This is a genomic window from Tsukamurella pulmonis (assembly GCF_900103175.1).
Taxonomy (GTDB): domain Bacteria; phylum Actinomycetota; class Actinomycetes; order Mycobacteriales; family Mycobacteriaceae; genus Tsukamurella; species Tsukamurella pulmonis.
Window position 1 is genome coordinate 1,372,335 of record NZ_FNLF01000002.1, and the last position, 14,682, is coordinate 1,387,016.

12 protein-coding genes are annotated in these 14,682 nt (G+C 73.4%); 8 read left to right on the forward strand and 4 right to left on the reverse strand.

Annotated features, from left to right (window positions below; all coding sequences use genetic code 11):
• Positions 1-18: 18 nt before the first annotated feature.
• Positions 19-519, forward strand: coding sequence for a MarR family winged helix-turn-helix transcriptional regulator (locus tag BLQ62_RS06995; protein WP_068532559.1), 501 nt, complete (start codon positions 19-21; stop codon positions 517-519).
• Here BLQ62_RS06995 and BLQ62_RS07000 read toward each other — a convergent pair.
• A complete protein-coding gene (locus BLQ62_RS07000; RefSeq protein ID WP_068566534.1) occupies positions 503-1,942 on the reverse strand; it encodes an MFS transporter in 1,440 nt (479 codons plus the stop codon). The two genes, BLQ62_RS06995 and BLQ62_RS07000, sit on opposite strands and share 17 nt — an antisense overlap.
• A 111-nt stretch (positions 1,943-2,053) precedes the next feature.
• Here BLQ62_RS07000 and BLQ62_RS07005 point away from each other — a divergent pair, with 111 nt between their 5' ends.
• Positions 2,054-2,884, forward strand: coding sequence for a helix-turn-helix transcriptional regulator (locus tag BLQ62_RS07005; protein WP_068566532.1), 831 nt, complete (start codon positions 2,054-2,056; stop codon positions 2,882-2,884).
• 16 nt (positions 2,885-2,900) lie between these two features.
• Here the strand turns inward: BLQ62_RS07005 and BLQ62_RS07010 are convergent, their stop codons facing one another.
• Positions 2,901-3,578 (reverse strand): FadR/GntR family transcriptional regulator, encoded by a 678-nt coding sequence (locus BLQ62_RS07010; protein WP_068566530.1) that lies wholly within the window; start codon positions 3,576-3,578, stop codon positions 2,901-2,903.
• A gap of 172 nt (positions 3,579-3,750) precedes the next feature.
• Between BLQ62_RS07010 and BLQ62_RS07015 the strand changes: the two genes are divergently transcribed.
• The 4 genes from BLQ62_RS07015 to BLQ62_RS07030 are packed head-to-tail and all read left to right on the forward strand — an operon-like array spanning position 3,751 to position 10,242.
• A complete protein-coding gene (locus tag BLQ62_RS07015; protein WP_068566528.1) occupies positions 3,751-5,502 on the forward strand; it encodes a 2-isopropylmalate synthase in 1,752 nt (583 codons plus the stop codon).
• Between the two features lie 50 nt (positions 5,503-5,552).
• Positions 5,553-8,018: an alpha-glucan family phosphorylase gene (gene glgP, locus BLQ62_RS07020; protein WP_068566527.1), complete on the forward strand. Its 2,466-nt coding sequence runs from the start codon at positions 5,553-5,555 to the stop codon at positions 8,016-8,018.
• The gene (locus BLQ62_RS07025; protein ID WP_068566526.1) at positions 8,015-8,920 is read left to right on the forward strand and encodes an ROK family protein; all 906 of its coding nucleotides are present in this window, start codon (positions 8,015-8,017) and stop codon (positions 8,918-8,920) included. Before glgP ends, BLQ62_RS07025 begins: the two co-directional genes overlap by 4 nt.
• Positions 8,917-10,242 carry a WS/DGAT/MGAT family O-acyltransferase gene (locus tag BLQ62_RS07030; protein ID WP_068566525.1) on the forward strand — a complete coding sequence of 442 codons (1,326 nt, stop codon included), beginning with the start codon at positions 8,917-8,919 and terminating at the stop codon, positions 10,240-10,242. Before BLQ62_RS07025 ends, BLQ62_RS07030 begins: the two co-directional genes overlap by 4 nt.
• Here BLQ62_RS07030 and BLQ62_RS07035 read toward each other — a convergent pair.
• Positions 10,230-11,222 (reverse strand): LacI family DNA-binding transcriptional regulator, encoded by a 993-nt coding sequence (locus tag BLQ62_RS07035; RefSeq protein WP_082756606.1) that lies wholly within the window; start codon positions 11,220-11,222, stop codon positions 10,230-10,232. The two genes, BLQ62_RS07030 and BLQ62_RS07035, sit on opposite strands and share 13 nt — an antisense overlap.
• A gap of 49 nt (positions 11,223-11,271) precedes the next feature.
• Between BLQ62_RS07035 and BLQ62_RS07040 the strand changes: the two genes are divergently transcribed.
• Positions 11,272-12,486, forward strand: a complete 1,215-nt coding sequence (locus BLQ62_RS07040; RefSeq protein WP_068566521.1) for an MFS transporter — start codon at positions 11,272-11,274, stop codon at positions 12,484-12,486.
• Positions 12,487-12,785: 299 nt separating this feature from the next.
• On the forward strand, positions 12,786-13,712 hold the full coding sequence (locus BLQ62_RS07045; protein ID WP_139184171.1) for a PDDEXK family nuclease: 927 nt from the start codon (positions 12,786-12,788) through the stop codon (positions 13,710-13,712).
• A 190-nt stretch (positions 13,713-13,902) separates the two neighbouring features.
• On the opposite strand, the gene BLQ62_RS07050 is transcribed toward BLQ62_RS07045, so the two are convergent.
• Positions 13,903-14,667 carry a CPBP family intramembrane glutamic endopeptidase gene (locus BLQ62_RS07050; protein ID WP_082756604.1) on the reverse strand — a complete coding sequence of 255 codons (765 nt, stop codon included), beginning with the start codon at positions 14,665-14,667 and terminating at the stop codon, positions 13,903-13,905.
• Between the last annotated feature and the right edge of the window lie 15 nt (positions 14,668-14,682).

Here is a 14,682-nt window from a genome sequence, read left to right on the forward strand (position 1 = left end):
ACGAGGAAGGCGGGTGTGATGGCGGAGCCGGATTCCCGGGACCCGATCGCGCGCGCCCGCCGCAACTGGGAGGACGCGGGCTGGGGCGGTGAGGTGGCCTCCGGCATGGAGGCGGTGACCTCGGTGATGCGCGCCCATCAGATCCTGCTGGCGCGGATCGAGGCCGCGCTCAAGCCCTTCCGCCTGTCGTTCTCCCGGTTCGAGCTGCTTCGGCTGCTCGCCTTCACCAAGCGCGGCGAGCTGCCGATCTCGAAGGCGAGCACCCGGCTGCAGGTGCACGTCTCGTCGGTCACCCATGCGATCGATCGGCTCGGCGAGGCCGGGCTGGTCGAGCGCAAGCCCCATCCGACCGACGGCCGCACCACCCTCGTCGCCATCACCCCGGCCGGCCGGGAGCTGGTGGAGAAGGCGACCGTCGTGCTCAACGACGTGTTCTCCGACATCGGTATGCCCGACGACGAGTCGGAGGCGCTCGTGGGCGCCATCCGCTCGCTGCGTCGCTTCAACGGCGACTTCTGACCGGCTCCGCGACGGTGCGCCCGTCGTCGGCCGACGGTCCGCCGGTGTGCGCGTGCAGGCTCCACGCGCACACCGCGAAGGCGAGTGCGAGCGCCGCGTGCACGACGAGGATCACGGCGAACGCGTTCTGCGCCGCCAGGTGGCCGCTGAGCGCCGTGAAGCCGGTCCCCAGCGTGGCCACACCGAGCGCGAGCGCCGCCTGCTGCGCGGTCGCCACCAGACCGCCGGTGAGCCCGGCGATCCGGTCCGGGACCGCGCCCATGATGGTGGCGACCAGCGGCCCGAACTGCATCGCCTGCGCGGCCCCCACCAGGATCAGCGCCGGCTGCACCGCCCAGGCCCAGATCGACGGCGCCGCGAGGCAGCTCGCGGCGAGCAGGAGCAATCCCACGGCGTTGAGCGCGGCGCCCACCGGCATCGCCTGCGCCCCGAGGCGGCCCTGGATCGTGGACTGCGCCAGGGAGACCGTGACGAAGGCGATCCCGTAGGGCACCAGCGCGAGGCCGGAGGCCACGGGACTCATCCCGAGGGCGTGCTCGCTGAGCAGCGCGAACTCGAAGATCAGGGCGCCGTAGCCGGAGAAGAACAGCAGCGCCATCAGCAGGCCGAGCCGGATCGGCCGGTGCGCGAACACCGACGGCGGCAGCATCGGCGCACCACCCGCGGCCTCGACCCGGCGCTGGGTGGACCAGAACGCGATCGCGGCCGCGGCGGCCACCGCGAGCAGCGTCCACGACCCGGCGGGCCAGCCCAGGGCCCCGCCGAGGGAGAGCCCGACGAGCAGCGCGAGCAGCGACACCGTCAGCAGCGCCGTGCCACGGTAGTCGAGCGGCAGCCTGCGCTCGGCCCGGGTGGCGGGCACAGCTCCGGCGGCGGCCGCGGTGACGAGGGCGATGCCGGCGGCCGACCACCACACGGCCCGCCAACCGAGGCCCGCCGGGTCCCAGGCGAGCAGAGCGCCGCCCAGCACCTGTCCGCCGCAGAAGCCCAGCCCTGCCGTCGCCGCGATCACCGCGATCGCCCGGCGCCGCGCGTCGCCCGCGGCGGTCGCCTGCACCGTGGAGAGCACCTGCGGGGTGAAGGCCGCCGCGCCGACGCCCTGCACGGCGCGCAGCACGAGGAGCGAGGTGATGTCCGGGGCGAACCCCGCCGCGACGGAGGCGATCCCGACGGCGAGGAGGCCCGCGACGAAGATCCGCCGCCGCCCGCGGTTGTCGCCGAGCCGGCCGAACAGGATGAGCGCCGTCGCGAACGTCGCCGAGAACGCGGCCAGGATCAGCGTCTGCTGCGCGGGCGACGCGGAGAGGCGCCGCGCCACCTCGGGGACGGCGACGTTCGCCGAGGCGAAGAGGAAGGTGGTGAGGAAGTAGGCGGTGCCGAGGACGGCGAGCCCGCGGCGGGTCAGGCGGGGAGCGGAGGTCATGGCTCGACGGTGCTCCGCCGCCATCCGGGTATCCAGACCGTGCGGATCCTAGTAGTGACACCACCGGGCCGGCGGCGCGGCGACGGGCCCGCGACAGGGGATACTCGGTGCATGGGGACCCGCAACAACGCCGAGCTGGCGCGCTTCCTGCGCACCCGCCGGGAGCAGGTGACCCCGGAGCAGGTGGGGCTGGCGCCCGGTGGTCGGCGACGCACGCCCGGGCTGCGCCGGGAGGAGGTCGCGGCGCGCGCCAGCGTGGGCACCACCTGGTACACGTGGGTCGAGCAGGGGCGGGACGTCAATCCCAGCCCGGAGGTCCTGTGCGCCGTCGCCGACGCGCTCCTGCTGGATCCGGGGGAGCGGGACCACGTCCTGCGCCTGGCCGGACATCCGCCCGGCCCCCCGGCCGCGGACACCGTCACGGACACCGTCCAACCCGTCCTCGACGCCCTCCTGCCGAATCCCGCCGTGGTGCTCAACGCGCGGGGCGACATGATCCGCTACAACCGCGCCTTCCGCTTCCTCATCACCGACGTCGAGGAGTTCGCCCCGCAGGACCGGAACTGCCTGTGGCTCGACTTCACCGACGAGCTCTGGCTCGGCGCCTACGTCGCGGACCGGCAGGAGCTGGAGGCCGTCGTGGCGCGGACCCGGGCGATCTACGCCGACAGCCACGCCGACCCCGCGTGGAAGCCGCTGCTCGACCGGCTGCAGGCGGCGTCGCCGTTGTTCGCGCAGCTGTGGGGCGCGGGCCTGGTGCTGGACGCCGCGGACTGGGAGAAGACGATCCGCAATCCGCGGGTGGGGGAGCTGCGCCTGCAGGTGAGCACGTTCAACCTGCGGGACCGGCCCTCGCTGCGGATGCTGACCTACCTCCCGCGCGACGAGGAGACCCGGGAACGCCTCACCCGGCTCGTCCCGCCCGAGCACCGTCCCGCCTGACCCGCGGAGGCCGTGCTCAGCGCGCGCCGCGATCGGAGATCATGCCCGTCAGGTGCTCCCGGCTCAGCCGCGCGGCCGCGTCCGCGTCGCGCCGCTCGATCGCCGCCAGGAGCTCGGCGTGCGAGCGCTGATCGTCGTCGCCGCCGAACTCCCCGGCGCGGGTCCGCAGCATGTCGATCATGGCGCGGCGCAAGTGCGCGGCGATGCCGTCGAACATCTCCAGCAGAACGGGGTTGTGGGCGGCGGCGAGGACGGCGCGGTGGAAGGCGGTGTCGGTCTCGACGTGGCGCACCAGGTCGGCGCGGTGCGCGCCGCGGATCGCGAGCGCGGCGCGGATCGCGTCCAGGTCCTCCTCGGTGCGGCGCCGCGCGGCGAGGGCGGCGGCCTCCACCTCGACCGCGATCCGCGCCTCGAGCACCGCGTCGATCGCGGCGCCGTCGAGCAGGACGTCGAGGCCGGAAGGTGTGTCGAGCCTGGTCACGAACACCCCGGCGCCCTGCCGGGTGGTGAGCACGCCGATCCCGGCGAGCCGGCGGATCGCCTCGCGCACCGTCGAGCGCCCGACCTCGAGCTGTGGCGCGAGGGTGGTCTCGCCGGGCAGCTTGTCGCCGACCGCCCACTCGCCGGACCGGAGGCGGGCGAGCAGGGCGTCGGCGGCCTGGTCGGCGAGCGAGGCGCGGCGGATCGGGGGCATGCGTCGAGAATACTTCTCAGCTTGTCTGAGGAGTTGTGATAGGGTCGTCCGCATGACGCAGCACCTCCGCCTCCTTCTCCTTCCGCGCCACGGCGGGGCCTGATCTCTCGGGCCGGCCTCCCGCCGTGGGGGATTCGCGCCGGCCCGCAGCAGACTCGACGAAGGAACCGTCATGCCCTTCCCCACGATCGACACGCCCCGCGGACCCGTCCCGGACGCCGCGCCCGCCTGGAACCGGCAGCGGGGCTCGCAGATGCCCCACCACCGCTACCGCGACGCCTACGCCCGCGTCGACGTCCCCCTTGTGGACCGCTCCTGGTCCGCGCGGCGCCTGACCGCGGCGCCGCTGTGGGTCCCCGTCGACCTGCGCGACGGCAACCAGGCCCTGCCCGAGCCCATGGACCCCGCGCGCAAGCGCCGATTCTTCGAGCTCATGACGGCCATGGGGTACAAGGAGATCGAGGTCGGCTACCCGTCCGCCTCGCAGACCGACTACGACTTCGTCCGGCTCATCGCGGAGACCGATATCGCGCCCGACGACGTCACCGTCGTGGTGTTCACCCCGGCGCGCCGCGACCTGATCGAGCGGACCGTCGAATCCGTGCAAGGCATCCGGAACGACGTCGTCATCCACATGTACACCGCGACCGCGCCCGTCTGGCGCGACGTGGTGCTCGGCCGCGACCGCGCGGAGCTGCGGGAGCTGATCCTCGACGGCGGCCGCGACCTGCTGGCCGCGGCGGGAGACCTGGACGGCGTGCGGTTCGAGTTCTCGCCCGAGGTGTTCAACCTGACCGAACCCGACTACGCGCTCGAGGTGTGCGACGCGGTGACCTCGCTGTGGGACGCGACCGCGGAGCGGCCCGTCATCCTCAACCTGCCCGCCACCGTCGAGATCGCCACCCCGAACGTCTACGCCGACCAGATCGAGTACATGCACCGCAACCTCGCCCGGCGCGACGGCGTGATCCTCTCGGTGCACCCGCACAACGACCGCGGGACCGGTATCGCCTGCGCGGAGCTGGCGGTGCTCGCCGGGGCGCAGCGCGTGGAGGGCTGCCTCTTCGGCAACGGCGAGCGCACGGGCAACGTGGACCTGGCGACGCTGGCGCTCAACGTGTTCGCGCAGGGCATCGACCCGATGGTCGACTTCTCCGACATCGACGAGGTGCGGCGCACCGTCGAGGCGTGCAACGGGATCGCCGTGCCCGACCGGCACCCGTACGTCGGCGACCTGGTGCACACCGCGTTCAGCGGCACCCACCAGGACGCGATCAAGAAGGGCTTCGCCGAGCACCGCGCCCGTGCCGCCGACGAGGGGCGCCCGGAGCGGGAGATCGAGTGGCGGGTGCCCTACCTGCCCGTCGATCCCGCCGACATCGGCCGGACCTACGACGCCGTCATCCGCGTCAACTCCCAGTCCGGCAAGGGCGGCATGGCGTACCTGTTGGAACGGGACCTCGGGCTGGAACTGCCGCGGCGGCTGCAGATCGACTTCGCCCGCCACGTCCAGGCCCACGCCGACGAGCACGGTGCGGAGCTGGACGCCGCGGCGCTGTGGGCCGTCTTCGAGGGTGCCTACCGGGCCGGGACGGGCCGGTTCGAGCTCGTCGACTGCGTCGTCGAGGAGACCGGGGCCGGCAGCCGCGTCACCGTCGGGCTCCGGGTCGACGGTGCGCCGCGCCGCGCCGTCGTCGACGGCGCCGGCCCGGTCGAGGCGCTCGTCGCGGCCCTGGCCGAGCACGACGCGAAGATCGACGTGCTCGGGCTGCACCAGACCGCGCTCGGCCACGGCGACGACGCGGAGGCGCTGACCCTCCTCGAGTACCGCCGCGACGGCGAGGTGTCCTGGAGCATGGGCCGCGACCGCTCGGTGCTCGCCGCGACGGCCGCCGCCGTGATCGGCGCCGCGCAGGCCACATGACCGGCCGGTAACGTCGCGGGCGGCGCGGGCAACCAATAGGGTCGGTAGGCGTGCACGCAGAAGGAACCTTCACCGTCGAGCCCGTCTACCCCGACTCGCTCGCGCCGCTCGCCGAACTCGCGCTCAACCTGCGCTGGGTCTGGCACGGGCCCACGCAGGACGTCTTCGCCACCGTCGCGCCCGACGTCTGGGCGGCCACCCGCGATCCGCTCGCCGCACTGCGCGGCGCGGACCAGGCACGGGTCGACACCCTCGGCGCCGACGGGGAGTTCGTCGCGCTGGTCCGCGCCGTGCACGCCGACCTGAACGACTACCGCACCCGCCCGGCCTGGGCGGACGAGCTGCGCGACGGCGCCAAGGGGATCGCCTACTTCTCCATGGAGTTCGGCGTCAGCCAGACGCTGCCGAACTACTCCGGCGGACTGGGCGTGCTGGCCGGCGATCATCTCAAGGCCGCCTCCGATCTGGGGCTGCCGCTGATCGCCCTCGGCCTGCTCTACCGGCACGGGTACTTCCAGCAGTCGCTCTCCGCCGACGGTTGGCAGCTCGAGCAGTACCCCGAGCTGGACCCGGGCCGCCTGCCGCTGCGTCCGGTGACCCTCTCGACCGGGCAGCAGCTGGTGGTCTCGGTGCCGCTCGAGAACCGCGTGCTCAGCGCCGCCGTGTGGCGCGCCGACGTCGGCCGCATCCCGCTGCTCCTGCTGGACACCGACATCGAGAACAACGATCCCGATCTCCGCGCCGTCACCGACCGGCTGTACGGCGGCGACGCCGAACACCGCCTGCGCCAGGAGATCCTGCTCGGCATCGGCGGCGTGCGGGCGGCCCGCGCCTTCTGCGACCTCACGGGGCATCCCGGCTTCGAGGTCTTCCACGCCAACGAGGGCCATGCGGGATTCCTCGGCCTGGAGCGGATCCGGGAGTTGATGGCCACCGACGAACTGACCTACCCGCAGGCGCGGACACTGGCGCGCACCGCCACCGTCTTCACCACCCACACGCCGGTGCCCGCCGGGATCGACCGCTTCCCGGTGGATCTCGTGCGTCGCTACTTCGGCGACGGAAGCCAGATGTGTTCGCTGCTGCCGACGGTGCCGCTCGACGAGATCATCGCCCTCGGTGCGGAGGCCGACCCCGGCGTCTTCAACATGGCCCACATGGGTTTCCGGCTCGCGCAGCGCGCGAACGGCGTCTCGCGGCTGCACGGCGCCGTGAGCCGCGAGATGTTCGCCGGGCTGTGGCCGGGCTTCGAGCCCGCCGAGGTGCCGATCGGCTCGGTCACCAACGGCGTCCACCACGGCACGTGGGCCGATCGAGTCGTCGCCGAGCGCGCGACCGATCCGCTGTCGATGCCCGACGACGCACTGTGGCGCCTGCGGACCACGCTGCGGCACCGCCTCGTCGACGAGGTGCGCACGCGCACCCGGGCCGCCTGGATCGAACGGGGCGCCGTCGACGCCGAACTCGGGTGGACGGACCGGATGTTCGACCCCGAGGTGCTCACCATCGGCTTCGCGCGCCGCGTCTCCACGTACAAGCGGCTGACGCTGATGCTCCGCGATCCCGAGCGGCTGCGTGCGCTCCTGCTCGACGACGAGCGCCCCGTACAGGTGGTGATCGCCGGCAAGAGCCACCCCGCCGACGACGAGGGCAAGCGCCTGCTGCAGCAGCTGCTGCACTTCACCGACGACCGCACCCTCCGACACCGGATCGCCTTCCTGCCCAACTACTCCATCGGCATGGCCGGCTATCTCTACCACGGGTGCGACGTGTGGCTGAACAACCCGCTGCGGCCGCTGGAGGCCTGTGGCACCTCCGGGATGAAGAGCGCGATGAACGGCGGTCTGAACCTCTCGGTGCTCGACGGTTGGTGGGACGAGCTCTACGACGGCAACAACGGCTGGGCCATTCCCTCGGCCGTCGGCGTGGACCCGGGCCGGCGCGACGACATCGAGGCCGACGCCCTCTACGACCTGCTCGAGCACGAGGTGGTGCCGGCGTTCTACGACCGGCGCGACGGCGGCGATCCACCCGCGCGCTGGCTCGCGAAGGTGCGGCACACCCTCTCGTCGACCGCACCCGAGGTCTCCGCGGAGCGCATGGTCCGCGAGTACGCCGCCGGCTACTACCGTCCCGCCGCGCGATCGGCCCGCGCGACCCGGCCCGCCGTCGCGGAGCTGGTGCAGTACATCGACCGCGTGCGCGCCGGGTGGCCGGACGTGAGCGTCGGCCGATCGAGCGCCGCGGTGGTGCCCGAGGGCGTCGACCTCACCGCCGAGATCGAGCTCGGTGCGCTCGAGGACGGCGACGTGCGGGTGGAGGCCGTGATCGGCGGCGTCGGCGAGGCCGGGGAGATCGTGAGCGGCCGACCCGTTCGTCTGCACTTCGACGGCGAGCGCTACCGGGCGGTACTGCCCGCCCAGGTGGGGCGCTTCGGCTACGCGGTGCGCGTACTCCCGCAGCACCGCCTGCTCTCCGGGCCCGCGGAACTCGGCCTCGTGCGGTACGCGCGATGACGGTGCTCGCGGTCGACCTCGGCGGCACCAAGGTGGCCGCGGCGCTGGTGCAGCCGGACGGCACGGTCGTCGAGGCCTCGCGGCACCGCGCCCCGACCGGGCCCGACGCGACCACCGCCGAACTGGAGGTCGCGATCGCCGGTGTCGTGCGGGACGCCCTCGCCGTCGCGGACGGCCGCGTGCTCGGCGTGGGGCTCGCTGCCGCCGGCCCCGTCGATGAGACGGCGGGCACCACCTCCCCGATCAACCTCGAAGCGCTGCACGGATTCCCGTTGCGGGATCTGGTGGCGGACGCCGCCGGCGGGCTGGACGTGGAGTTCCGCCGGGACGGCGTCGCGATCGTCCTCGGCGAGCACTGGCTCGGTGCCGCGCGCGGCCACGACGACGCCCTCGGCATGGTGGTCTCCACCGGCATCGGCGGCGGCTTCGTCGTGGGTGGGCGCGCGCTGGTCGGCAACGCCGGGCACATCGGGCAGATCGAGGTGTCGGGATACACCGGCAGCGAATCCCTCGGCCGCACCACGATGCTCGAGTCCGTCGCGTCCGGTCCGCACACCGTGGAGTGGGCGCGCAGCCAGGGCTTCACGGGGGAGACCGGTGAGGAGCTGGGGGCCGCCTATCGCGCCGGAGACGCCGTCGCGGTGACCGCGGTGCGGCGGTGCGCCGACGCGGTCGGGCAGGGCATCGGCAGCGCCGTCGCCCTGGTCCCCGTCTCCGTGGTGGTGCTCGGTGGCGGCTTCACCCGCGTCGCCGACGATTTCGTCGATCAGGTGCAGACGACCGTCGCCGCGCATCCGCTGCCGTACGTGGCGGCCGCCCGGGTGGTGCCCGCGGGCCTGGGCGGCGATGCGCCGCTCGTCGGTGCGGCGGCACTGGTCTACCGGCGGGACCGGCTGCCGTGACGGGCGGGTTGCTCGCGCCGCGCGATGCCCGCACGTTCTGGGCGTCGCGCGTGCTGCCGAGCGACCAGTTCCTGCTCTACTGCTTCGATCACGGCGCCGGACCGGCGCCGTCGGCCGCGGAGGTCGCGGACGTGGTGCTGGCGCGCGCACCGTCGATCATGGACCTGCGACTGCGGATCGCGCCCGCCCCGGTCGATCTCGAGCATCCCGCGTGGGCTCCGAACGCGGTCGTCGACGTCCGCGAGGGCATCGCCCGCACCTGGGACGCGATGCCCGCCGCGCTGGCCCGCCTCTTCGCCCGGCAGGTCGACGCCACGGTCTCGCCGTGGCGGCTGCACGTCTTCCCGCACGTGCACGGGGCGCCGCGGTGCACCGGCCCGGCCACCGTGGTGGTGCTGCAGCTCTCGCACGCCCTCGCCGATGGTCGACGCTCCGCCGAGATCGCCCGGGAACTGTTCGCCGGGAACGGGGGAGTGATCCCCGTCGTGCGGCCGGCGCCCGGCCCGGTGCGCGCGGCCCGGGGACTGCTCGGGCTGCCCGTCGCGCTGGCTCGCACGGTCGCCCTCGGCGCGCGGGCCCCACGGGCGCGCGTCGCGATCGACCGGCGCACGGCCGACGGAACACTCCCCGAACCGGTGCCCGGCTGCCCGCCCACCGCACTCAACGCCGCCCCCGACGAGAGCCGCGACGTGCGGATGCTGGTGCGCGACGGCGCATCCCTGCGCGGGGAGCACACCGTGACGGTGTCGGCGCTCGCCGCGGTCGCGCTCGCGGTCGAGCGCTATCTCGCGGCCCGCGGAGCGGCGGTGCCGCCGCAGCTGTCGGCGGAGGTGATGGTCGCGCGCGAGCGGCGGGCCGGCGAGCGCAACGCCTTCGGCAACGTCTCGGTGCCGCTGTACCCGGGGCTGCCCGCCGCGGAGCGCCCCGCCCTCATCGCCGCCGCGCTCGCCGCGGCGCGCCGCCGCGCCGCGAGCCCGTTGTGGCGCACCGTGGGCGCGGCGGAGGACGCGGCACCGTCGGTCCTGGCGGCGCTCGGGGTACGCTCCTTCGACCCCGCCGTCGTCCCCGAGCTGATGGCGGGTGCGACCGTGCTCTCCAGCGTGCATCGCGGACCGGCGGACCTGGAGCTGCTCGGCGGGAGATCCGTTTTCACCGCGGGATTTCCGGCGCTCTCGCCCGCCATGGGGCTCACGCACGGCGTGCACGGCCTCGGCAGTGCGGTCACGGTGTCCGTCACCAGCAGCCGCACGGCCGTGCCGGACGTCGACGAGTACGCGAGCCTGCTCGCGGCTGCGCTCGAAGAGGTGGGTCAGGTGCGCTGAGGCGCGGGCCCGGTGGTGTCGCCGAGGACGAGCTCGACGTCCATCGCCCGGGTGGGCAGGGGCGCACCGTCGTGCGCGGCGAGCACCGCCTGCGCCGCGAGGCGGCCCATCTCCACGATCGGCTGCCGAATCGTGGTGAGGGCGCGGTCGAAGCCGTCGATGCGGACGCCGTCGAAGCCCACGACCGAGAGGTCCTCGGGGACGCGCAGCCCCTGCGCCTCCGCGGCCCGGATCGCGCCGACGGCGAGGAGGTCGGACTGGGCGACGATCGCGGTGGGACGGCTGCTGTGCCGCAGCAATTCCTGCGCGGCGCGGAAGCCCTCGTCGATGGTGCTGTCGGTGCTGATCGCGACCGGTGACCCCGGGTACGCCGCGAGCGCGGCCTCCGTGCGCGCCCGCTCCACGTCGCCGTGCCGGAGCCGGACGATGCCGGCGGTGCGGTGACCGAGCGCCCGGAGGTGGTCGGTGAGCTGCTCGGTGGCGGCGTGGTTCTCGACGCCGACGCTGCCGATGGCGTCGACCTGGTTGCCCGCAGTGACCACGGGGATGGAGCGCCGCGTCATCGCGGCGCGCAGCTCGGGCAGCGTCGGCGAACAGCCCGCGGCGACCACCCCGTCGACGGGGAGCGTGCGCAGGCGCTCCTCGGGGACCGAGTCGGGGATGAGCAGGACCGAGGTGGGGCTGGCGGCGAGGGCGGCCGACACTCCGTCGAGGATGCCGATGATGACCGGATCGCGGAAGGCGCGCCCGGCCTCGTCGTCGACCTGGACGCCGATGATGTCCGTGCGGCCGCTGCGCAGCGAGCGGGCCCGCGGGTCGGGGCCCTCGTAGCCGAGCTCCTCGGCCGCGGCGAGGACGCGGGCGCGCGTGGCGTCGCTGATCGGCTTGTCGACGCCGAAGGCGTGCGAGGCCGTGGACAGCGAGACGCCCGCCGCCTCGGCGACGTGCACCAGCGTTATCCGGTTTGACCCGCGTGTCATGGGGACCTAGCCTAGCAACAGCAATCGAAACGTTTCGAAGGGTTGATCGGTGAGCGTGGACTTCCGGGAGCAGAGGGCGGACGCGGCAGGGGCCTCGGTCCTCGCCTGGCGCAACGCCGTCGCGGTGATCTTCGCGCTCAGCGGCCTCACCTTCGCGAGCTACCTCGGTCGGCTGCCGCAGGTGCGCGACGACCTCGGCGCCACCACACTGCAGGTCAGCCTGCTCACCTTCGGTCTGGCGGTCGGCTCCGTCGTCGGTCTCGTCGGCTCGGGCACGCTGGCCGCGCGGTTCGGCGCGCGCCGGGTGATGGCCGTGACGCTGCCCGCACTGGGCGTCACCATGATTGCGGCCGCCGCCGGCGCGCAGTCGGGGATCTACGCTCTGACGCTGCTTCCGCTGGTGTTCGTGGGCCTCTCGCACGGCATCACCGACGTGTGCATGAACCTCTCCGGTGCCGAGAACGAGCGGGCGCTGGGGCGCACCGTGATGCCGGCCTTCCACGCAGCCTTCTCGCTGGGCACCGTCGCGGGTGCGCTCACCGCGGCCGCCGCCCAGGCCGCGCACGTGCCGCTGCTGCCGCACCTGATCGTGGTGAACGGCGTGCTGTTGGTCGCGGGCTGGTTCGCCCTGCGCCACGTGCCGTTCCAGGCGCACGACGCCGACGATCACGCCCCCGTCTCCCGCCGCGAGCGGCTCGCGGTGTGGCGCGAGCCCCGCACCCTGCTCATCGGCCTGATGGTGCTCGGAATGGCGCTCACCGAGGGCAGCGCCAACGACTGGCTGGCGCTGGCCATGGTCGACGATCACGGCACGTCGAAGACGGTCGGCACGCTGACCTTCGCGGTCTTCGTGACCTTCATGACCGTCGGCCGGCTCGCGGGCACCCGCGTCCTGGACGCCTACGGCCGAGTGCGGACGCTGCGGGCCTGCGGCGCGCTCGCGTTCGCCGGCCTGGCGCTGGTGATCTTCGGCCCGACCTGGGCCGCCTACGTGGGCGTCGCGCTGTGGGGTCTCGGCGCCTCGCTCGGCTTCCCGGTGGGCATGTCCGCCGCGGCCGACGAGCCGCGCATGGCGGCGGCGCGGGTGTCGGTGGTCTCCACGATCGGCTACCTCTCCTTCCTCGCCGGCCCGCCGATCATCGGCGCGCTGGGCGAGTACGTCACGCTGCTCAACGCGCTGATCCTGGTGCTCGTCGCCGTCGCGGTCACCGTCGTGGTCGCGCCCGCCGCGCGCGAGCCGCGCGAACCGGCACCGTCGACCTGATTCGAGCGGGCGGACGGCTTTCCCTCCCGCCCGCCCGCTCGCGCTCCCTAGGGGGACGTCGCTGCCGAAGATGGCGCTCCCTAGCGGGGCGTGCTGCGCCATGGCGTGTCGTGCATTCCCCATGTCCATGGACCTAGGGACGTTGCCGCCCCGCTAGGGAGCGCCACGAGCGCAGCGAGGCTAGTCGGCCACGGGAACGTGTCGGTGGCCTGTGGATAACCACGTTTCTGTGGAGGAAAGTGCGGATCGGGAGGCTCTGAGAGCGGGGCGGAGCAGGGGCGAGCGGCACGATCGACATCATGGGGGAGTTGATGACGCGCGATCTGCTGCTCGCGCAGGGATGGACGCGCAACGGGATCCGGCAGGCGATCCGCGGCAAGAAGCTGCGGATGCTGTGGCCCACCGTCTACACCGATGCGTCGGTCGGGGAGGCGTGGGTCGAGTACGAGCGGATGGTGCGGGCGGCCGGCACCGTCGGCGGATGGGGAGTGATCAGTCACCAGAGTGCGGCGGTGCTGTGGGGCCTGCCCGTGCTCGGTCCGGACTACGCGCGCGTGCACACCACGATCGACGACAGGCACAAAGGCGGTCTGGTCAGCGGGAAGCGGCACGTGCATCCCAGGCCGCTGCCGCCCGAGGACGTCGTCCTGCTGGACGGGATCCGGGTCACCTCACTCGCTCGGACCGCGGTCGACGGTGCGATGGCCGGGACCTACGAGCAGGCCCTCGTGCTTCTCGACGGTGCGCGACTGGTTCCCCGAGTGCCGGGGGCGACGGATCGCCCTTCGGTGCCACTGCGGGAGTTGGCGCGGATCGTGACGGCGCTCGGAAGGCGGACCGGCAGCGAGATGGTGATGCGCGCGCTCGCCGACTCCGTGGAGTGCAGCGAATCGGTGGGGGAATCGTGGTCGCGAGCACGGATGATCCAGTGGAAGCTGCCGGCGCCGGAGTTGCAGCGGACGTTCCGGATCCGGGGCAGGACCTACCACGTCGACTTCTGCTGGGGCCGACTCGTCGGCGAGTTCGACGGGGAGAGCAAATACCGCTCCGACGCGGACCGTCGGGCCTACGAGCAGCGACGGGACGCGGACTTCGCGACGATAGGCATCACCGTCTGTCATTGGAAATGGGAGGACCTGCTCGACCGGCGCCGGTTCTACTTGATCCTGACGAGCCAGATGTACAACACCGGCGTGATCGCGTCGATCCCGCGGTTCCCCGGGTGAGACGGGGCGCGAACTGCTGCCGGCCCCGTCGGCCCTCCCTCCCTAGAGGGACATGCTCAGCCACGGCGTGTCGTGCATTCCCCATGTCCATGGACCTAGGGAGGTTGCCGCCCCGCTAGGGAGCGCCACGAGCGAAGCGAGCGCCACGAGCGAAGCGAGTCGCGGGCCGCGCGCGATGGCCCGCCCGAACTCAGCGCAGGAGCTGCCAGGCGAAGGCGGCGGCCAGCGCGCCCGCGCCGTTGAGGCACCAGTGCAGGGCGATGGGGGCGATGAGGGAGCCGCTGCGGGAGCGGAGCCAGGTGAACACCCAGCCCGCGAAGGCGGTGGCGATCACGGCGCCCGCGATGCCGGCGAACTGGGCCAGGGGGCCGGCGCCGAGGATCTTGGTCAGGCCCGCGTTGCCGCTGGTCAGGCCCAGCGACGAGGCGATGTGCCAGAAGCCGAAGAGCAGCGAGCCGGTGACCACGACCCAGCGGAAGTGCATCGCGCGCGACAGGGTGCCGTGCAGGGCGCCGCGGAAGGCGAGCTCCTCGGGAATCACGGTCTGCAGCGGGATGATCACCATCGAGGCGATGATCGCGGTCGAGAAGGTGGCGTAGCGGTCGTTGAGGAACAGGCCGCGGGTGACGGGCAGGAGCGCGCCGACCACGATCACCGTCGCCACGACGAACACCGCGGCGGCCGCGTACTTCGCACCGGAACGCCAATGCTCGCGGCCGAGGCCCAGCTCGTGCCAGTCCAGGCCGCGGTGCCGGGCGATGCCGATCAGCAGGACCGCGGACACCGGCACGGCCAGCAGGGCTGCCCAACTGCCGGTGAAATGCGCCACCAGATTGGTGGCGACGAGGACCGCCACGACCACGCCCACGTCGACGATCGCGCGTGCCCCGGACACCGCCGAACGCAGAGCGGAGTGATCGGGTGCGCTCGTCTGTGCAGTAGTCACTCGATCCATGGTCCAGACGCGCGG

What these genes read in the sequence shown, in the direction of transcription:
- BLQ62_RS06995 (WP_068532559.1), top strand. Translation starts at nt 19, where the DNA reads ATGGCGGAGCCGGATTCCCGGGACCCGATCGCGCGCGCCCGCCGCAAC.
- BLQ62_RS07000 (WP_068566534.1), bottom strand. Translation starts at nt 1,942, where the DNA reads ATGACCTCCGCTCCCCGCCTGACCCGCCGCGGGCTCGCCGTCCTCGGC.
- BLQ62_RS07005 (WP_068566532.1), top strand. Translation starts at nt 2,054, where the DNA reads ATGGGGACCCGCAACAACGCCGAGCTGGCGCGCTTCCTGCGCACCCGC.
- BLQ62_RS07010 (WP_068566530.1), bottom strand. Translation starts at nt 3,578, where the DNA reads ATGCCCCCGATCCGCCGCGCCTCGCTCGCCGACCAGGCCGCCGACGCC.
- BLQ62_RS07015 (WP_068566528.1), top strand. Translation starts at nt 3,751, where the DNA reads ATGCCCTTCCCCACGATCGACACGCCCCGCGGACCCGTCCCGGACGCC.
- BLQ62_RS07025 (WP_068566526.1), top strand. Translation starts at nt 8,015, where the DNA reads ATGACGGTGCTCGCGGTCGACCTCGGCGGCACCAAGGTGGCCGCGGCG.
- BLQ62_RS07035 (WP_082756606.1), bottom strand. Translation starts at nt 11,222, where the DNA reads ATGACACGCGGGTCAAACCGGATAACGCTGGTGCACGTCGCCGAGGCG.
- BLQ62_RS07045 (WP_139184171.1), top strand. Translation starts at nt 12,786, where the DNA reads ATGGGGGAGTTGATGACGCGCGATCTGCTGCTCGCGCAGGGATGGACG.
- BLQ62_RS07050 (WP_082756604.1), bottom strand. Translation starts at nt 14,667, where the DNA reads ATGGATCGAGTGACTACTGCACAGACGAGCGCACCCGATCACTCCGCT.